General features: G+C 67.4%; 17 protein-coding genes. 5 read left to right on the forward strand and 12 right to left on the reverse strand.

Annotation, left to right across the window (positions count from 1 at the left end; all coding sequences use genetic code 11):
- The first annotated feature begins 3 nt into the window (after positions 1-3).
- The 4 genes from AUL32_RS20795 to AUL32_RS20810 all read left to right on the forward strand — a co-directional run bounded on the left by AUL32_RS20795 (position 4) and on the right by AUL32_RS20810 (position 4446).
- Positions 4-1197: an FAD-dependent oxidoreductase gene (locus AUL32_RS20795; protein WP_062119369.1), complete on the forward strand. Its 1194-nt coding sequence runs from the start codon at positions 4-6 to the stop codon at positions 1195-1197.
- Positions 1198-1360: 163 nt separating this feature from the next.
- Positions 1361-2518: a DUF1972 domain-containing protein gene (locus tag AUL32_RS20800; RefSeq protein ID WP_062119372.1), complete on the forward strand. Its 1158-nt coding sequence runs from the start codon at positions 1361-1363 to the stop codon at positions 2516-2518.
- 13 nt (positions 2519-2531) lie between these two features.
- On the forward strand, positions 2532-3800 hold the full coding sequence (locus AUL32_RS20805) for a glycoside hydrolase family 5 protein (protein ID WP_082659942.1): 1269 nt from the start codon (positions 2532-2534) through the stop codon (positions 3798-3800).
- A gap of 274 nt (positions 3801-4074) precedes the next feature.
- Positions 4075-4446, forward strand: coding sequence for a helix-turn-helix domain-containing protein (locus AUL32_RS20810; RefSeq protein WP_061978208.1), 372 nt, complete (start codon positions 4075-4077; stop codon positions 4444-4446).
- Between the two features lie 27 nt (positions 4447-4473).
- Here the strand turns inward: AUL32_RS20810 and AUL32_RS20815 are convergent, their stop codons facing one another.
- Genes AUL32_RS20815 through AUL32_RS20825 form a run of 3 tightly spaced genes read right to left on the reverse strand, consistent with a single transcriptional unit; the run spans position 4474 to position 5744 of the window.
- A complete protein-coding gene (locus tag AUL32_RS20815) occupies positions 4474-4839 on the reverse strand; it encodes a hypothetical protein (RefSeq protein WP_156421561.1) in 366 nt (121 codons plus the stop codon).
- Positions 4836-5099, reverse strand: coding sequence for a hypothetical protein (locus AUL32_RS20820; RefSeq protein WP_061978206.1), 264 nt, complete (start codon positions 5097-5099; stop codon positions 4836-4838). The genes AUL32_RS20815 and AUL32_RS20820 overlap by 4 nt, the downstream gene beginning before the upstream one ends.
- Before the next feature lie 3 nt (positions 5100-5102).
- The gene (locus AUL32_RS20825; RefSeq protein WP_061978205.1) at positions 5103-5744 is read right to left on the reverse strand and encodes a GNAT family N-acetyltransferase; all 642 of its coding nucleotides are present in this window, start codon (positions 5742-5744) and stop codon (positions 5103-5105) included.
- Between the two features lie 89 nt (positions 5745-5833).
- Here AUL32_RS20825 and AUL32_RS20830 point away from each other — a divergent pair, with 89 nt between their 5' ends.
- Positions 5834-6877, forward strand: a complete 1044-nt coding sequence (locus tag AUL32_RS20830; protein WP_062119380.1) for a LysR family transcriptional regulator — start codon at positions 5834-5836, stop codon at positions 6875-6877.
- Between the two features lie 226 nt (positions 6878-7103).
- On the opposite strand, the gene AUL32_RS20835 is transcribed toward AUL32_RS20830, so the two are convergent.
- The 9 genes from AUL32_RS20835 to AUL32_RS20875 all read right to left on the reverse strand — a co-directional run bounded on the left by AUL32_RS20835 (position 7104) and on the right by AUL32_RS20875 (position 18964).
- Complete coding sequence (locus tag AUL32_RS20835) at positions 7104-8321, reverse strand: ROK family transcriptional regulator (protein ID WP_062119383.1); 1218 nt, start codon at positions 8319-8321, stop codon at positions 7104-7106.
- Between the two features lie 261 nt (positions 8322-8582).
- Entirely contained in the window at positions 8583-11603 is a 3021-nt protein-coding gene (locus AUL32_RS20840; RefSeq protein ID WP_062119386.1) for an alpha-mannosidase, read from the reverse strand.
- A 20-nt stretch (positions 11604-11623) separates the two neighbouring features.
- Positions 11624-12466, reverse strand: coding sequence for a carbohydrate ABC transporter permease (locus tag AUL32_RS20845; RefSeq protein ID WP_062119389.1), 843 nt, complete (start codon positions 12464-12466; stop codon positions 11624-11626).
- Complete coding sequence (locus tag AUL32_RS20850) at positions 12463-13293, reverse strand: carbohydrate ABC transporter permease (protein WP_062119542.1); 831 nt, start codon at positions 13291-13293, stop codon at positions 12463-12465. The genes AUL32_RS20845 and AUL32_RS20850 overlap by 4 nt, the downstream gene beginning before the upstream one ends.
- A gap of 192 nt (positions 13294-13485) precedes the next feature.
- The gene (locus AUL32_RS20855) at positions 13486-14781 is read right to left on the reverse strand and encodes an extracellular solute-binding protein (RefSeq protein WP_062119392.1); all 1296 of its coding nucleotides are present in this window, start codon (positions 14779-14781) and stop codon (positions 13486-13488) included.
- Between the two features lie 511 nt (positions 14782-15292).
- The gene (locus tag AUL32_RS20860) at positions 15293-16288 is read right to left on the reverse strand and encodes a Gfo/Idh/MocA family protein (protein ID WP_062119396.1); all 996 of its coding nucleotides are present in this window, start codon (positions 16286-16288) and stop codon (positions 15293-15295) included.
- Positions 16285-17166, reverse strand: a complete 882-nt coding sequence (locus AUL32_RS20865) for a sugar phosphate isomerase/epimerase family protein (RefSeq protein WP_062119399.1) — start codon at positions 17164-17166, stop codon at positions 16285-16287. The genes AUL32_RS20860 and AUL32_RS20865 overlap by 4 nt, the downstream gene beginning before the upstream one ends.
- Positions 17167-17225: 59 nt before the next feature.
- Positions 17226-18059: a carbohydrate ABC transporter permease gene (locus tag AUL32_RS20870; protein WP_062119402.1), complete on the reverse strand. Its 834-nt coding sequence runs from the start codon at positions 18057-18059 to the stop codon at positions 17226-17228.
- Positions 18056-18964 carry a carbohydrate ABC transporter permease gene (locus AUL32_RS20875; RefSeq protein ID WP_062119545.1) on the reverse strand — a complete coding sequence of 303 codons (909 nt, stop codon included), beginning with the start codon at positions 18962-18964 and terminating at the stop codon, positions 18056-18058. Before AUL32_RS20875 ends, AUL32_RS20870 begins: the two co-directional genes overlap by 4 nt.
- Positions 18965-19119: the final 155 nt, after the last annotated feature.

Raw genomic sequence — 19119 nt, forward strand, 5'->3', positions numbered from 1 at the left:
CCCATGTCCTCTCCGCACTCCCTCGAACCCCTCGATCGCCCCGGGCCGGAGGGGGCGCGCGCGTCGGTGGATGTGGCGATCATCGGCGCGGGGCTGGCGGGAACGGCGAGCGCGCTGCGCCTCGCGGCGCTTGGGTATAAGGTCGCCCTGGTGGACGCGAATGCCGAGCATCCTGAAGAGTTTCGGGCGGAGAAGATGGGCCTCCTCCATCTCGCCCTGTTCGAGAAACTGGGGCTCGACGCGACTGCCCGGCCCGCCCTGACGCCGATGCTCGACAACCAGGTCTACCGGCTGGGCCGCCTCTATGCCCGCAAGGACATTCCCGAATTCGGCTTTTCCTATGCCCAGCTCGTGAACACGCTGCGCCGCGCCGTGCCGAAGGAAGTGCTCTGCGTCACCGGCAAGGTCACGGAGATCGAGCCCCTGCCCGAAGGGCGAAGGTTGCGGCTGGCCGATGGAGCCGAGATCGACGCGCGGCTCGTCGTCATCTCGACCGGCCTCGGGGAAGCCGTGCGGCGCATGGCGGGCGTCAAGCGGACCGTCACCTCGCGGGGCCATTCGCTGGCCTTCGGCTTCGATCTGGCGGGGCAGGCCAAGGATTACGGCTTCGGCACGCTGAACTACTACAGCAAGCGGTTCGAGGAGCGCTACGCCTACCTTACCTTCTTCCCGATCGGCGACACGATGCGGGCGAATTTCTTCACCTATCGCGACATGTCGGACCCGTTCGTGAAGCGCTTCCGCGCGGAGCCGCAGGCGATGCTCCGCGAACTCATGCCCGAAATCTCTGACCTTTGCGGAGGTTTCGAGCTGGTCGGTCCCGTCTCGGTGCGGCCGGTCGATCTCAGCGTCAGCGAGGGCTACGAGCAGCCGGGCCTCGTCTTGGTGGGAGATGCGTTCTGCACGACCTGCCCCGTGCCGGGCGTCGGCATCAGCCGCGTGATGACCGACGTGGAGCGCCTGTGCAACGTCCACATCCCCGCCTGGTTCGCGACGCCAGGCATGGGCGTAGACAAGATCGGCAACTATTACCGCGACCCGGTGAAGGTGGAGACCGACCGGGTCGGCATGCGCGTCAGCTGGTACGCCCGGCAGGTGAGCGTCGGGGAGAGCATGGTCTGGCGGCTGCGGCGCGGGCGCAATCAGCTGGTCCGCCGCTCGCTGCTGGCGCTGCGGCCCACGCCGGCGCACGGTTAGATGGATTTCGCTCGTCGCTCGCACTCTCACACGCACGCGTTGCGATAGGCGATCAAACCGATAAAGTGGGGCGCGATGCCAGATCGCGCTCGGCCCGTTTCGTGAACGCTCCCCTTCAACCCTTCCGCCAGACGAAATCGGGACCACAGAAAGCAAGGCCCTCATGCCCGACGAAACGAGACCCATTCTGCGCATTCTGGGCACACGCGGGGTGCCCGCAGCCCATGGTGGGTTCGAGACCTTCGCCGAGCAGCTTTCGCTCTTTCTCGTGGCGAGGGGCTGGAGGGTCGTGGTCTATTGCCAGCACGACGTTTCCGAGGTGATCGAGGGCCTGCGCACCGACATCTGGCGCGGGGTGGAGCTGGTTCACATCCAGATCGCCTCGACCGGCCCGAAATCGACCCTCGAATTCGACTGGAAATCCGTGCGCCATGCCGGCGCGGAGGAGGGGCTCTGCCTCGTTCTCGGCTACAATAGCGGGCTGTTCCTTCCTTATCTCCGCCTTCGCGGCAAGACGGTCCTGACCAATATGGACGGGATGGAATGGCGGCGGGCCAAGTGGGGGCCAGCCATCAAGGCCTGGTTCTGGGTCAACGAATGGATCGCGGCCTGGTCGTCCCATCGCCTGATCGCCGACCACCCGGCGATCGCCGATCATCTGGCCACCCGGCGCCCGCGGCGGCACATCACGACCATCGCCTATGGCGCAAACGAGGTGCCGCCGCAGCCGGAAGGGCCGGTGCGCGACCTGGCTTTGGTGCCCGGCACCTATCTCGTCTCGATCGCCCGGGTCGAGCCCGACAACAACATCCACACCATCGTCGAGGCCTTCTCGCGCCGGCGGCGCGGCGCGAAGCTCGTGGTTCTCGGCACCTTGCAGCGCGGTCTTGCCTATCACGACCGCCTGCTGAAGGCGGCGAGCGACGAAGTGGTCTTTCCCGGCGCGATCTATGACGGCGCGGTCGTCGCAGCGCTGCGTTACCACGCGCGGGCTTATGTCCACGGCCATACGGTCGGCGGCACGAACCCCTCGCTGGTGGAATCGCTGGCGGCGGGGAACGCCTGCATCGCCCATGACAACGTCTTCAACCGCTGGACCGCCGGAGAGGCCGCCACCTATTTCAGCGATCGGGACGGCTGCGAAGCGGCGATCGAGGCCGTGCTCGCCGACGACGCCCTGGTGGCCCGCGCCCGGACAGCCGCGCGCGAGCGCGCCCGTTCGGCCTTCCGCCTGGAGGATATTCTCTCGGCCTACGAGCGGGAGTTCGCAAGCTTTTCGGGCTATCCCGCAGCGTCCCAGCCGCTGGGCGTCCTGACGTGATCCGGGCTTGGCCTTGAACCCGCTCCCGACCCGCCGCCGCGTCCTGCAAGGCGGGCTCGCGGCCTCCGCTGCTCTTCTGACAGGCGCCCCGGCGGTGGCCGAGGCAAATCGAAGACCCCAGCCGCTCACGCTCTCGCGCGGCGTCAACGCCTTTCCCTGGTTCTCGCTGACGCGCGAATATCCCGCGCCGCGCACGGACTACGGCTCGCCGCCCTTTCAGACTGGGCGGCCGGTGCCGACGCGGGCCGATCTCCTGCGCCTGCGGGCAGCGGGGTTGGACTTCCTTCGCCTGCCGGTCGATCCCGGCCCCTTTCTCGCCGGCACGCCCATTGAGCGAAGCGCGCTTCTGGACATGTTGGCGGACGCGGTCGCGCTGACGCTCGATTGCGGTCTGAAGCTCGTCGTCAACCTTCAGGTCAACGGCGCGACCCATTACTGGAACCAGGACCGGCTGATCGCGGGGCCGGATGCGCCAGGGTTTTCCGCCTATGTCGCTTTCGCGGGCGAAATGGCGCATCGGCTCGCCAGCTTCGACCCGCAGCGCGTCGCGCTCGAGCCCGTCAACGAACCGCCCCAGGCCTGCGGAGTCGAAGCTTGGCAGGGGATGCAGCGGCGCCTGTTCGAGGCGGCGCGGGGGCAGGCGAGGGATCTGACGCTGGTGGCGACCGGCGCCTGCGGCGGCATGATCATGGGGCTCGAAACGCTCGACCCCGCCCCGCTCCTGGCGCAAGGGCCGGTGCTTTTCACCTTTCACTTCTACGAGCCCTATCTGTTCAGCCATCAGGGCGCGCCCTGGATGCGTGAGCCGGTCTACCGCGCGCTCAACGCCGTGCCCTGGCCAGCGCGCGAAGGCTCGCTCGACGCAACGCTGCGGGCGGTGCGCGCCCGCATGGCGCAGGATACGACCCGCCCCAGGGTCGAGGCGGAGGCCACCTACGAGGAGACGGTCCGGCTTCTCCGGCAGTATTTCGAGGCCGATCCGGGCCGTCCCTATATCGACCATTATCTCGATATGGCGGCCAGTTGGGCGCGGCGACACGCCATCCCGCCCGGCCAAGTGATGCTCGGCGAGTTCGGCGCCCTGCGCACGGACGCGCACTACACCGCCGCCGCCGCGCCGGACCGCGCCCGCTATGTCAGGGATGTCCGCGAAAGCGCCGAAGCGCATGACTTTCCCTGGGCCTTCTGGAATCTCTTCGACGGAATGGGGGTGATGGACGACACGACGCGCGCGCTCGACCCGGCCATTACGGCGGCGCTCGGCCTGAAGATGCCCAACTGATTCGGCGGACGATGGCCCTCGTGCAGGACGAGGCGCGAACCCAGCGATCAGGCAAGCGGCACGGCGATTCGCCGGGCTGCCGGAAAACGACAAGAGATAGGGTATATTTGTCGGCTTCTGCGACCGTTTGGCCGTACGGGCATCACGGTTTGGGGACGGGTGAGAATCCGAAGTCTCGTGGGCGTGCCGGTGTTTACCTCAAGAGACCGGTCGGCCTTGAGCGTTTGTGCGCGTGCGCCTATAGCTGCCTGCGGACCGAGCGTGGGAATATCATATGGTGGGCGTGCCCAAGGAGCAACCCGACAGCATCGACGTGAGCGTCGGGCGGCAAGTGCGCGCACTTCGCAAGGCGCGTCGGATGTCGCTGGACATGCTGGCGTCGAAGGTCGGCGTCACCTACCAGCAGGTGCAGAAATACGAGAGCGGCACGAATCGCGTCTCGGCCTCGATGCTGGCGCGCATTGCGCGCGTCCTCAACGTGCGAATCAGCGACTTCTTTCCGGATGAGGAAACAGACGCAGGATCGGGCGCCCAAACGGCCGATCTTTCCTCGCTGGTGATCGCCCAGAAGATCGGCCTACTCGACCCACATCTGCGTCGGTCGATTTCCGATCTGGTGGACGCGCTGACATCCGTCAAAAGCTGATCTGGCCGACCGTCGCCGGATCGGCGCTCAACTCGTGCCAAGCGCCTCCAGACGATGCCCCTTCAGGATCTCGATGGCCATCGAGACCCAGAGATGGGGTCCCGTGCCGGGCGTCAGGTCCCGGACGGCGAAGGCCAGCGCCGCGACGGGCGAGGCGCCGGGCCGGGCCGGGCGCCCGAAGTTGATATCCGGCAGATCGACCAGCGGATCGAGCGCTTCCACCGCGCGCTTCAGAAGCGATACCGCGTCGTCGGAATGCCGCGCGGCCGCCGGCAGCAGGTCGGCGAGATAGGCGGCGAGGAACTGCTGCTCGCTCGGCTCGGAGAACGAGGCGTCGTCGAGGTCCCATGTCTTGCCGGTGGAATGGGGAATGTCCAAGATGGCTTGCCTCACGATCTTCGGTAATGCGCTCCGGCGTCTCGCTCCAGAAGGGCGACGCGGAGCTTGAGCTGAAGGAAATCCTCGAGCGGGCCCTGGCCCTTGGCCGACGAGCCCGGCCCGCGCTCCTTCCCGTGCCAGACCATGGCCAGTTCCAGGAGCGCGAGATCGAGAAGGCGGGTGACGAAAGGCAGGGACAGGCCGCTCGCCAGTTCCCGGTCGCGCGTCAGGCCTCGCGCCAACTCCGTCAGCCTGCGCTCTTCCTCCGCGTCCATGGATCAGCCTGCCAGGGTGCTGGGGCGCTCGAGAGCGCAGGGCTGGTTCCACAGCCCTTCGGGCCGGATCGTGCGCACCGGATCGTCGCCGATGCACACCGCGTCGTCGAAGGGCTCGATGTCCTCGACCATTTCCACCAGCGGCCAGCTGGCCAACTCGAACGGCGCGCCGTTGTCGCGAACCTTGAAGCCGAAATGCAGCCAGAAGCTCAGATATTCCTCGCTGGCATGGCCATAGAGCTTGCGGTAGCCCTTGGCCCGGCACAGATCGACCGCCGCGCGCACCAGCTCGAAGGAGATGCGGGAATTGCGGAACTCGCGCCGCACCGCCAGACGCTCCATTTTGGCGAAATCACCGAAGAAGCGGATGCGGATGCAGCCGGCGGGCTCGCCGCGAACGCTGGCGAGAAGATGGGTGGCGGCAAAATCGTTGCCGTCGAACTGCTGGTCGTAGGCGAAGGCCTTCTCGCCCATGTAGACGGCGGCGCGCACCACGGCCATCTTCACGAAATCGTCCATGCCGTGGACGACCACGAGGCCCGTTCCGTTGGCGTCGAGCCCCTTTTCGTAGCGCCGGGCGCGCCGGGGCGCGGCATCGGAGGGGGACAAGTCGGGAGAAGCGGTGGGGAAGGGTGAAGAACTCATCTTGTTCTCTCCGATAGATTGTGGAGAGGATGGTTACTCAACTGTCGGCGCCGCCGATGCAGCAAAGCTGACGACGGGGCGTTCGCCATATGGAACACCTACTGCAGAGCGTGGACTGGGACGGGGTGAAGGTCATCCTCGCCGTGGCCGATCGCCAGAGCTTCCGACAGGCGGCCCAGGATCTGGGACGCAGCGTCAACACGCTGCGCGGCATCGTCGACCGGCTGGAGGACCAGTTCGGCTTTCCCGTGTTCAACCGCCATGTCGACGGCGCCAAGCTGACCGTGGAGGGGCGGCGTGTGGTGAGCGCCGCGCGGCTGGTGGAGCGCTCGATGATGGACCTGATGCGCGTCGCACAGTCCGCCTCCGACACGATGAAGGGCCCGGTGCGCCTCGCCGTGACGGAGGGGATCGGCACGTTCTGGATCGTGCCGCAGCTGGTGGAATTTCTGGCCGGGCCGGGGCGAGACATCCAGGTGACGCTGCAATGCGCGCTGCAGGCGGTGGACGTCCTGCGGCTGGAGGCCGACATCTCGATCCAGACGGCCGAGCCGACGGCGTTCGACGTGGTGAAGCACAAGATCGGCTGCGTTCACATGACGCTGTTCGCCGGGCGCGCCTATGCCGAGCGTCACGGTCTGCCGACGACGCTGGCGGAGCTGGCCGACCACCGCATCATCGAACAGGAGATGGACCAGTTCACGGGCTACGGGCTGGACCGGATCTACACGCCGGAGATCGCGGAGCGGATCGTGGCGCTTCGGACGAACTTCGCCAGCGCCCATTACTGGGCGATCGCCAAGGGCGCCGGCATCGGCATGCTGCCGAACTACGCCGCGGCCATCGGCGGCGATCTGGTTCCCTTGGATCTCGGCCTGCGCATCCCGGTGGACCTCTGGCTCGCGGTTCACCCCGAAATGGTGAAGACCGCGCGGCACCGTGCCGTAGTGGAATGGCTGGACACCTGCTTCAGTGCCGAGACCTATCCCTGGTTCGGCGATCGCTACATGGCCCCGGAGGAAATCGAAGCTTTTCTACGCGGCTCGGCCAAACTGAAGGGCTATTTCTCAGGGTTCACGCCTTTGAATCCGATGGCGGAGCCGCTGCCGATCGACAAGCTGGAGCAGCTTTGAAGAGATGTCGGGGGCGTCACGGTCGCAAGCACGTTCTCATGAGGTAGGCGAGCGCTCTGCCTATTTGGAGCGCCTGTCAAAACCTGCCGGCAGAGGATGCTCGAGGGGTTTTCATCCGGGAGGAGCAAAGCGCAGTCAATGCCGAGTGCACAGGCCCAAGTTTTAGCGGTGAAATCCTCGACGAAAGGACTTGGGCAGCAGGCCCAGTGAGGGTCCGTTGGGCGCTCTATACCAATGCCCGGCCGCGCAGCGGCGAGCGCGTCAACTGGGCCGGGTCGGCCGACTCCAGCCTGAGCGCGTGGGCGAGCGGCATGGCGGCGGCGCCGAGCGCGGCGGCGTCCTCCGAGCCGGCGGCGCGGTAGACATGCGGTGACGGGCGCGGGTCCTCGGCCAGCGCCTCGTGGACATGCTGGATCAGGCGATCCATCAGCGTCACCGGCAGGCGGCCGCCGATCACCACCGCGTCAGGGTCGAGCGTCAGGCCGATGTCGATCGCGGCTTCCGCCAGAGGGCGCGCGGCGCGGCGCAACCACTCCGCCACCAGGGCGCGGCCGCGCTCGTCCAGCGCCAGCAATTGCTGCGGCTCGTCCACATGGAAGCCGTGGGACTTCAGGAACTCGTAGAGCAGGAAGAGCGACACGACCTCGCCAAGCGGGCGCACCGGCCCTTCGCCGCCGTCCGGCGCGACGGGCAGCCAGCCGATCTCGCCCGCGATCCCGCCCGCGCCGTGATAGGCCGCGCCGTCCAGCACCACGCCGCCGCCGAGGCCGGCGCCGATGAAGATGTAGAAGAAGCTGCGGATTTCCGCGCCGAGCCCGTAGTTCGTCTCGCCGATCGCCGCGACGGTCGCGTCGTTGTCGATGAAGATCGGCCGGTCGGTAATCTCGGCGAGACCCGCGCGGATGTCGGTCGCCTCCCACAAGGCATAGCGCTCGGGCATGCCGATGAAGGGAATGCGCCCAAGCCAGTCTGGAAACGCGACGCCAATGCCGCTTAAGCGGCTCTCGTCGACGGCGCGGCGGCGGCGAAAGCTTTTGAGCGCCTCGCGCACTTCGGCGAAGAAGGCGTCCGGCAGGAGATAGCGCGCCTCGCGATGAACCCGGTCCTGCACCCGGCCGAGCGCGTCCACCGCGACGATGGTGAGATGGTCGCGCCCCAGCCCGATGCCGACCGCCGAGCAGCCCTGCGGGTCGATCTCCAGCTCGATCGCCGGCTGACCGCGCAGGCCGTAGCGCCGGCGCGCCTCCATCACGAGCCCGTCGTCGATCAGCTTTTCCGTGATGCGCGCCACGGCCTGCTTGCTGAGGCCGCAGCGCTGGGCGAGTTCGGTGCGCGAGATCGGCTGGTTCCAGCGGATGGTGCGCAGCACGACCGCCTGATTGTGGCTCGCGGCAAGGCCGGAATTGGAGCCGGCCAGATCGCCCGGCGAAGAAGTGGATGTCATGTCCCGTCCGCAACAACTCGTCAGCCAGCCGACCTTATCGAGGTCGTCATGCTCCAAGCCTCACGTCCGGCCTTGGATCGGCAAAGCGCGGCTCGCCTCGGGCGAGCCACGTGCCGGCCGGACACATGGCAGCGCCTGAGAAGGGGCACCGCTCCGTTCGCATGAAGGCCGGCGGGGGCGGGCTTTGTCAAACCCTTCTCCCGTAGCCGGCCTGCCACTGGGCTTGGCGCTCGCTTGCGGCCCGAGCGCCAGGCCTATGCCCTAAGCCCGCGTCAGGCGCCAGCTCCGCACCTCGAAGGGCTTGAGGCCCGGCCCAGCCGGGCGCGAGACCGGCTCCTCCAGAAGATCCACATCCCCCGCCACCGCCCAGCCCCGGACGGGGTCGAGCGCGAAGGCGCCGCGCGCGCCGGCTGGTTCGTAGACGCGGGCGACGAGGCCATTGCCGTCCTCCGCCGGCTTGAGGCCGGCCAGCGCGGCGGGGACGCCCGCCACCGCCAGCGGCCGGTGGAGGCCGGCGGCAAGGCCACTCGCCAGTTTGGCGAGCACGGGCTGATTGAGGTCCAGTGCTTCCTCTCGCACGCCGCCTTCGCGCCAGTCGCCGGCATGGGGCAGAAGCGCGTAGGTGAAGCTTTGCGCCCCTTCGTCGGCCAGCGGATCGGGATAGATCGGCGCGCGCACGAGACTGAGGCCGAGCACGTTGCCCTTCACGCTGTGGCCATACTTGGCATCGTTGAGAAGCGCGACGCCGAAGCCCGGCTCCGACAGGTCGGCGAAGCGATGGGCCGGCACCTCGAACTTCGCCTCGTCCCAGGACGTGTTGTCATGCGTGGCGCGGCGCACCACGCCGAAGGCACATTCGAAGGTCGCGAAATCACTGCGCACGTCCACCGGCGTCTCGGTGCGCAGGAGGACGCGGCGGTCGTGCCAGTCGAGATCGGTGCGAATTTCGAGGCGCGGCGAGTTGGCCCAAAGGCGCAGCGTCTGCGTGATCGTGGAGTCGCGGAAGCGACGCTCGATGCGGATCGTGGCGCGATGCGGCCCGGTTTCCACGATCTCGATCGCATCCACTGCCGTCAGTTCGATGCCGCCCCGGCGATAGTCGTTCTCGAGGTCCCACGCGTCCCAATCGCGCGGCTTGTCCATGGGATAGACCCAGAGCTGGTTGCCGCGCCCGGCCAGCGCCTCGCGCCCGATCCGCTTGTCGAAAAGGCTGGCCAGCGTGCCGTCCGCCGCGATCTCGACCCGCACGAAGCGGTTTTCCAGATGCGTCGCGGAGACCGAAAGGCCGGCGGGCGCTTTAACGGCCGCCCGGTCGAGAACGAGGACACCCAGCGCCGGCAAAGCCGTGTCGACCGTGAGCGGCGCGCCGTCGATCTCGGCGCGCACCCCGCGCTCGTGCAGGTCGGGATTGACCAGCACCAGAGCCTGCGCGATCTCGCCCTTGGACAACTGGCTTGTGAGCGCGGCGAGACCGGCGCGTCCGGCGGCTTCGGCCGAGGCCAAGGCTTCCGTCAGTTCGCGCTCGGAATCCTCGTAGATCTCACGGATGCCGGAGCCGGGCAGAATGTCGTGGAACTCGTTCTTGAGAACCGTGCGCCAGACAGGCTCCAGGCTTTCCGGCACGTCCGCGCCCAGGAGCGCGGCGAGCGAGCCGACCGTTTCGGCGGTGATCAGCGCGCGCTCGGCGTGGCGGTGCAGGCGCTTGGTGTGGCTCTGCGAGGTCAGCGTGGCGCGGTGGAGTTCGAGATAGATTTCGCCGGACCAGACGGGCAGCGTCTCGGCGGGCACTTCGTCGTGGATGCGGGCGAAGAAGTCCTCGACGCGAACGGGGCGCAGTGCCGGCACGACGGGGAAGTCGGCGAGCTGCGCCTGCCGCTCCAGCATCTCGGCCGTGGTGCCGCCGCCGCCATCGCCCCAGCCGACGGCGAGAAGCGTCTCGTCGTGGATGTCCTTGCGGCGGAAATTGCCCCAGGTCGGCAGGATCGCCGCCGGCTCGACCGAGCCGTTGTAGCCGTTCTGCGGATTGTCGAACGTGTGGGCGAGGACGCGGCTGCCGTCGAGCCCTTCCCAATAAAAGAGATCGTGCGGGAAGCGGTTGGTCTCCGACCAGTTGACCTTGATGGTGAAGAAGGAATCCATGCCGCCTTGGCGCAGGAGCTGGGGTAGGGCGGGCGAGAAGCCGAAACAGTCCGGCAGCCAGCAGACGCGATGGCGCACGCCGAAGGTTTTCTCGAAATAGCGCTGGCCGTAGAGAATCTGGCGAACGAAGCTCTCGCCGGTCGGCATGTTGGTGTCGGGCTCGACCCACATGCCGCCGATCGTCTCCCACTGGCCGCGCTTCACCGCCTCGCGGATCGCCTCGAACAGGGCGGGATCATCCTGCTCGATCTGGGCATAGAAGGCAGCGGTGGACTGGTTGAAGACGAAGTTCGGAAACGCCTCCATCAGCCCCAGCATGGAGTGGAAGGTGCGCCGCGCCTTGCGCCGCGTCTCGGCATAGGGCCAGAGCCAGGCGAGGTCGATATGGGCATGGCCGGTGACCGCGACGCGGCCCTGCTGGGGATAGCGCGTCTTGAGCGCCCGCAGCGCGGCCGCCAGCCCGTCATGGGCGGCGGTGACGCTCGCGCGTTGCGCGTCGGTGAGCCCGGCCGGTTGGGCTTTCAGCGCCGGCAGCGCCCAGATGGCGCGCCCTTGCGTGAAGTCGCCCATGCGCGCGACGTAATCGGCCGTAGCCGACGGCCAGTCCAGGCTCGCGAACGCATCCTCGCCGGCGGCGACGAGATGGGCCACCGCCTCGTGCGAGCCGAGAAGCCGCGCCGTTTCGACCAGCTGGCGCAGCAGGAGATGGAAGGCGTGCACCGCTGGCTCGATCCAGGCAAGGCGCGCCACCGTCAGGCGCGGCTCCTTCACCGGCTCGCCGAAGGGGAGGCGCGCGACCGTTTCCGAGCCGATGGCGAAGCGCCGGCCCGGCACCGCGAATTCGCGGTGGTAAGGGTCGAGCCCGTAGCTCTTCTCGCCGGCCTCGCCCTTGAGCGTGACGAGGCTTTCGCCGCCGAGGTCGAGAAGGAGGCGCGTGTCCTCCAACGGCCAGCCCTCCGGCACTTCGGCTTCGGCGGCGAAGCGGAAGACGCCGTCGCGGCGCGGCCAGAAGGCGCCGAGGGCGAGCGTCTCGCCGTCGAAGGTCCAGCGCTCGATCGGCACGCTGGCGCGCTCGCGCCAATGGGGCAGTTCGCGGCTGCGGACGTCGAGGCGGTCGATCCGCTGCGTAAGCGTCAACGACATGGGGAACTCCTTTTGGAAACTCAGCCCTTCACCGCACCGGCGGTGAGCGCGCCGACGACGAGGCGCTGGAGGGCGATGAAGGCGATAATGGCGGGCACGACCGCCACGAGGCAGGCGGCGGCCAGGACCTGCGTGGTCGAGGCGTTGGACGTGCCGGCGAAGTTGAAGATCGCGACGGCGATCGGCAGCTGCCCGTCCTTGTTCAGAAGCAGGAAGGGGATCAGGAACTGCGACCAGTTGAGGATCATCACGAGGATGAAGGTCGAGGCGAGACCGGGCGCTGCGAGCGGCAGCGTAATGCGCCAGAAGATGCCGAAGCGGCCGCATCCGTCGATCTGGGCGGCTTCCTCGACCTCGCGCGGAATGGCGTCGATCGCGCCCTTCAGCATCCAGGTGCACATGGGAACGCCGACCGCGACATAGACCATGGTGACGCCGAAATGGCTGTTGAGCAGCCCGAGCGCGTTCATGTAGCGATAGAGCGGCACCAGGATCACCAGGGGCGAGACCATCTGGAAGCCGAGGATCGCGAGCATCAGGCCCGAGCGGCCCGCGAACCAGAAGCGCGAGAAGGCGTAGGCCGCGGGCGCCGCGACGACGAGGCAGCCGAGCCCGCCCAGCGCCGAGAGCTTCAGCCCGTTCCAGAGATAAAGAAGAAAAGTCGGATCGCTCAGCACCTGCTCGAAATTGGCGAGCGTCGGGTTCTTGGGGATGAACCGGCTGGCGCCCAGGAACACTTCCTGGCGCGCGCGCAGCGCAAGCGACAGGAGCCAGAGAAGCGGCGTCAGGAAGAAGGCGGCGATCAGGATCGCGAAGGCATAGGTCGCGGCGTCCGCGAGCCTTTGGCGGGGGCGGGCGCTCATGCGCGGTCCTCATCGCGCGGCAGGAAGCTTGCGTAGAGCACGGCGAGAACGAGGCTGATCACGAGCATCAGGATGGACAGGACGCTGGCGCCGCCGAGATCGTAGTTGCGGAACACGGTGAAGAAGGTGAAGAGCGACAGAACCTCCGTCGCCCGCCCCGGCCCGCCGCCCGTCAGCGAGATGATGGCGTCGAAGACGTTCAGCGTCTGAATGGTGACGAGGATGGAATTGACCAGGATGGCCGGTCGCAGCAGCGGCAGCGTGACATGGCGGAACGTCTGCCTCGTGCTCGCCCCGTCCATATCAGCCGCCTCGTAGAGCGTCGTGTCGATGCCCTTCAGCGCGGCGTAGAAGACGATCATCGAGAAGGCGGTGCCACGCCAGATGTTGGAGACCACAGAGGAGACCATGGCGAGCGTCGGGTCCGACAGCCAGGGAACGGGCGCGACATGCAGAAGCCGCAGGACGCCGTTGATCGCGCCGAAGGGCGCCTCGCTGAACAGAAGCTGCCAGATGATGCCGTTGGCGATGCCGGGAATGACCCAGGCGACGAGGACGATCGTGCGCAGAAGCACCATGCCCGGCAGGCGCCGCCGCTCGCCGCGCACCACGAGCAGGGCGATGGCCAGCCCCAGGGCCTGCTGCCCGGCGACGCTCGCAAACGTGAAGACGGCGGTGTTGGCGAGGATCTCGCCCAGCGCCGCGTGGCCGAGCACGGCTGTTATGGTCCCGGTCGTATAGCGCACCTCGCCGCCGAGCAGCGAGGCGTTGGTGAAGGCGAGGCGAACCGCGTCGAGGATGGGATAGAGGTAGAAGAGGCCGAGCATCACAGCCGTCGGCAGGAGCCAGACGAAGGGATTGTCCTCCAGGCGTCGGCGCGGTCGGCGCCGGGCTTGGCGCGGCGGCACCAAGTCGGCATGGGCTTGCGATGCGGTCATGAACTCCTCCCCCCTCGACGCGCGGCGGCTGGCGCCGGGCGCGGGCGGCCAGTCTCCCGGCCGCCCGTCGCGCTTTTCCGATCAGCGGGCGTAGGCCGCCTGCACGGCCGCGTCGGCGGCATCGAGTGCGGCCTCCGGCGTCTTGGTGCCGGACAGGACGTCGCCCATCATGATCTGGATCTGGTTGGAGAGTTCGGGATAGATCGTGGCGCCGGGCCGCGCCTGCCCATGCTGCAGCGCCTTGGCGAAGGCCTGGTTCTCAGGCGTCTTGAAGACCTCGTACTTGTCGTAGAGCGCCTTGGCCGTCGGCAGCTGCATCTGCAGCGCGTTGCCGGGGCCGGAATAGACCTCCTTGGCGAGCGCCGCGCAGAGCGCGACCTTCTCGGGGTCCTTGGCGAAGGCGCCGATCGTCCAGCCGCCGGTTCCCGTGGCGCGCTGGTCGGCGGTCGGGCCGGGCAGTTCCGAGAAGGTCCACTTGGCGAACTCCTCGGGCTCCATCGTGTTCTTGAGCTGGCCGAGCTGCCAATTGCCGCCGACAAAGAGCGCCGTGGTGCCGGCAGCGGCCGCCGCGTTGAACTCGTCGTAATTGCTGATCGTGGCGACGCGCTTGGGCGCGGCGCCGCTGTCCACCAGATCCTTGTAGTAGCGCACCGCCTTCAGGAACTTGTCGCGGTTCTCGCCTGCCGCGAAGACAGGCTTGCCGGCCTCGTCCACCAGCTTGCCGCCCTGCGACCAGAAATTGGCCAGCCAGTCGAAGGTCGTGCCTTCCCAGCGCCCGCCGTTGAAGAGAACGCCTTCCAGCCCCTGGTCCTTGGAGACGAGGGCGGCGGCCTTCAGATCGTCCCAGGTCTGCGGCGCGTCGGGAACGATCTCCTTGTTGCGGTAGAGAACACGCAGGTCCGTATCCCACCACCAGGCATAGATGCGACCGTCCTTGCCCGTGATGCCTTCGCGCACGAAGGGGAAGAGGTCGGCCACATCCTCCTTGCTGAAATACGCATCGAGCGGCTGCAGCACGTCGGCGCTCTTGAACAGGGCGAGCACGAAGGAATCCACTGCCGCGCAGTCCGGCCCGTGGCCGGACTTCACCTGCTCCAGCATCCGGGCCTGCTCCTGCCCGATATTGTCCGACATCGTCTCCAGACTGATCTTCCAGCCAGGATGGCGGCCGATGAAGTCGACGAGCAGCGCCTTGTAGCCGTCGGCCCAGACGGGGTCGTTGCTGTTGGGGCCATCCTGCGTCAGGCGCAGGGTGAGGGATTTGGACGCGTCGGCGGGACCGATCCGATCCTTCGCGACGAGGTTTTCGGCCTGGGCCGAAGGGGAGGTGAGCGCGACGGCCGAAGCCAGCAGCGCGGAAGCCAGACGCAGGCGCATCGATCGGATCTCCAGTGTTTCCTCGAAAAGACGGTTCTCAGCCGCCCTTGCCGGCACGGTTCGATCCGCGCTCTTCTCGAATAAATCACATCGATTTTATATCAGCAAGATAGGCTCCTGCTTTTGCGCTCACGCCTTTTCGCGTGTGTTGAATGGTCGAGGGTTCGAGACGCGGTTGAGACGCAGTCCGGTCGTCAGCCGTCCCCAGCGCGACTGCCGTGCGTTCGCGGGTGCTGATGCGATGGGCTCGTCGGGCTGGCTGTCGAACCGGTCGCGGATGCGCGGCGGGCCGACAAGTCCAGGCGAATGGTCTGCGTGATGCGGTCAACCGAAGGGCGCGTGCGATTTGCAATTGGCCAGCGCATTGCGCGAATGACCGACAACAACCCTCGAGTTGTTTCGGCAACCAAAGCCGAGCGCTGTCAGCGGCCGAGAGCGACGACCGGGCGCGCCGACACCCGGACGAACCCTTTCCGTCCGGATCGAAGCCAAACAGCGTCGCCTTGCGCGTTCAGATGTCGAGTTGCCGACGCATCTCTTCCAGCCGCTCCATGGCGATCACGCCGTCATGGATGGTAGGAGCCGCCGTTTTCTGGCCCTGGAGGGCGGGAACGACATCGGCCAGAAGCGCGTGATAGCCCTTGTAGTCCTCGTTCGCGGCGGCGGTGAAGTTGGGCTTCCAGCAGAGCGTGTCCTCGGCGTCGAGCAGCGTGGCGGCGGGGTCGGCGACCTTGAAGGGCGGGTTGCGGTGCCAGCGCACCTCCACCACGTCCTCGACCTCCAGCCGCTGGTGGTCGCCCATGATCTCGATCCGCTCCACCGGCGTGCCGCGCGACTGCGCCGTGCCCATGACGATCGTACCGATGGCGCCGCATTCGAAGTCGAAGCCGACATGGAAGAGGATGCGCCCCGGCGTCTTCTCCACCTTGCGCGCGGCGATGCGCGTCACCGGCGAGACGAGATGCGAGACGAGATCCATGTAGTGGACGCAGTGATGCAGCAGGAAGCCGGTATAGTCGACATTGCCGGCGAAATAGCCCGGCGCCGTCATGTAGTAGCCGGTGAGGCCGAGAATGTCGCCGAAGCGCCCGGACTTCAGGACGTTGTGGGCGATCTTGTTGCCGACGGAATAGCGCTTCATGAAGCCGACGAGCAGCGGCTTGCCGGAGCGGCGGGAAGCCTCCGCCAGCTCGCGCGCCCCGGCGGCCGAACCGGACGGCGGCTTTTCCATGAAGACCGGCAGGCCGCGCTCCAAGGCCGCCTTGCCGAAGGCGAGATGCTGGTCGGGGCCGACCGCCATGCCGACCGCGTCGATCCCCGGAGTTGCGATCAGCTCATTGGCGTCCGAGGTCAACGTGCGCGTGCCGAACTGGCGACCGGCTTGGGCCAGCCGGTCCTTGTCGATGTCGCAAAGGGCGGCGATCTCGACATCGTGGCGCAGGAGCTGGGGCAGCAGCATCTGCGTGGCGTGGATTCCGCAGCCGATCCAACCGATCCGAAGTGTCATCGTCTGAATTCCGTCAGGGTGAGGTGGGACTTGATGAAGGCGGCGCTGGCGGCGAGGCGGTCGCTCTCGTCCTCGTGCGGCGGGCGCCACTGCGCGAAGGGCACGCCGAACCGGTCGTCGTCGCGCCGGAAGGGCTCCAGCGACACCGGACCGCGATAGCCGACCTGGTGCAGCGCGCGGCCGACCGCGACCCAATCCACCGAGCCGGTGCCGGGAAAGCCGCGATGGTTCTCGTTGGCTTGGAAATGCTTGAGCCGCGAGCCGCCGAGCAGGATGGCCTCGGCGATGGACGCCTCCTCCATCGCCATGTGGAACGTGTCCAGCATGAGCTGGACGGAGGGGTGGTCGACGGCGTCGAGCAGTTCGATGGCCTGTTTGGTTGTGCAGAGCACGTCGCTCTCGAAGCGGTTCAGCGGCTCCACGGCGAGCGTCACGCCCGTTCCCGCCGCATGGGCGCCGGCCGCCTGCAGCCCCTCGACGCAGCGCGCCTTGCGGGCGAGGCGCTCGTCTTCCGCAACCGGGGCCGGCGCGCGCCCGGCAAAGACCAGGGGGTTGCCGGTCAGCGGACCGCCGACGATCTCGGCGCCCATCTCGGCCGCGACGTCCACGGCGTATCGGAGATAGTCGACGCCGCCCTTCCGGGCGTCCGGTTCGGCGGACGAGAGGTTGCGCTGGAGATTGACCCGCGCGGCGAGCACCACGCCGAGGCCTGCGTCCCACAGCGCCTTCGCCGTTTCGCGGGCGTCGAGCTCGCCGGGCTCGGGCACCAGCAGCTCGACGAAATCGTAGCCCAGCGCCTTCATGCGGGCAAAGAGTGGGAAATGCTCGGCCGTGAAGGGCCTGGCATATTGCATGGAGATCAACCCGACCGGGTTCATGACAAGCGTCTTTCCTTCGAGAAGGTGGAAAAGGCACGGCAGCGTCGGCGGAGGGCGGTTCAGCCCTTGACCGCCCCTTGCGTCAGGCCGCCGACCAGCCGGCGTTGAACGAGCAGGAAGAGGATCGTCACCGGCAGCGCGCCGACCACGCCGCCGGCGGCGAGCAGGCCCCATTCGATCTGGTACTCGCCGATCAGCGTCTGAATGGCGACGGTGACGGTGCGCACGTTCCGCCCGCCCAGCGTCAGGGCGTAGAGATACTCGTTCCAGGCGGTGATGAAGATGTAGATGCCGGTGGAGATGATGCCCGGTAGCGCCAGCGGCAGCACGACGCGGCGCATGGCGGTGAGGCGCGAGCAGCCGTCGATCATCGCCGCCTCGTCGAGGCTCTTGGGGATGGCGCCGACATAGCTCGTCAGCATCCAGACCGCGAAGGGAATGGCCGTGGTCGCGTTGGCGATGATGAGACCGAGATGCGTGTCGAGAATGCCGAGGCGCCGCATCATGACGAAGAGCGGAAGGATCAGCAGCACCACCGGGAACATGTTGACCAGAAGGAACTGCAGCATCAGCGCCTTGCGCCCGGGAAAGCGGAAGCGCGAGAAGGCGTAGGCAGCCGTTACCGAAACCAGAAGGCCGAGCACCACCGTGCCGAGCGCGACGATGAAGCTGTGCCCCATATTGCCCAGAAACGAGGTCTGGCCCATGAGCCGGACGTAATTGTCGGCGCTCCAGCCCGTCGGCCCGAGCGAGACGCCTTTCGCGACGATCCGCGCCGAGGGGGTAAGCGAGGTCAGGATCATCCAGGCGAAGGGGCCGACCGCCAGGAGCACCACCAGCGCCACGGGAATATGCGTCGTGAGAAGACGGCGCAGAAAGCTCTGGCGGTTCATCGCTCGACCTCGCGCATGGTGCGGGCGATATAGATCGCGACCGCGGACCCCAGGATCAGGGTGAAGGTGACGGCGATCGACGAGCCATAGCCGAAGTCGAGATTCTGCCGCGCCTTGACGAAGGCGTAGAGCGGCAGCGTCGTCGTGGCGTAGCCCGGCCCTCCCGATGTCATGACGAAGATGACATCCATCGAGTTCGCCACCCAGATGACGCGCAAAAGGCCCGCCGTCGCCAGGACGGGCGCGATGCCGGGTAGCGTGATGTGGCGGAACTGGCGCCAGGCGCTCGCCCCGTCGATTGAGGCCGCCTCGTACTGGCTCTTGGGAATGCCCTGGAGGGCGGCGAGAATCATCACCGCGAAGAAGGGAAAGCCCTGCCAGGTCAGCGTGCCGATGATGGCATAGAGCGCGATGCCGGGATCGGCCAGCCAGGGCACGGCCGCCGTGATGACGGAGAGATAAAGCAGGAGGTCGTTCAGCACGCCGATATTGGGATCGTAGATCCAGCGCCACATGAGCGCGATCACGACGCTCGGCAGCGCCCAGGGAATGATGACCAGCGCGCGGGCAAGGCCGCGCCAGGCGAAGTCGCGATTGAGAAGGATCGCGGCGACGAGGCCGAGCCCCATCTGCAACGGCACGGTGAGGCCGATCCACAGCGCGGTGTGGCCGAGCGCTTCCCAGAACACGGGATCGGCGAAAAGCTTGACGTAATTGGCGAGGCCGACGAACCGGCTGGCATTGGGGCGGAACAGGATCAGCTCGTAGAAGCTGGTCACCACCGCTTCGATCATGGGTAGGAAGACCACCACCGCGACGACCAGGACGGCGGGCGCCAGAAGCGCATAGGGCATCAGTCTGGCGCGCGAGAAGCGCGGCGGCGGCGCGCCTTCGAGCGCGGCCATCTCATCGAGCGTGGACATGGGATCGGACCTTCGGTTTCACCGAGGAGAGAGGCGCCGGTTTTGAGGGCCGGCGCCTGACGAAGGGACTGGGCGTCTGGAGCCTGTCCGGCGAATCCGGATCACCGGACAGGCTCCGGATCGTTGCTTTCGCCGCA

This window comes from Aureimonas sp. AU40 (genome assembly GCF_001463785.1).
Classification (GTDB): domain Bacteria; phylum Pseudomonadota; class Alphaproteobacteria; order Rhizobiales; family Rhizobiaceae; genus Aureimonas.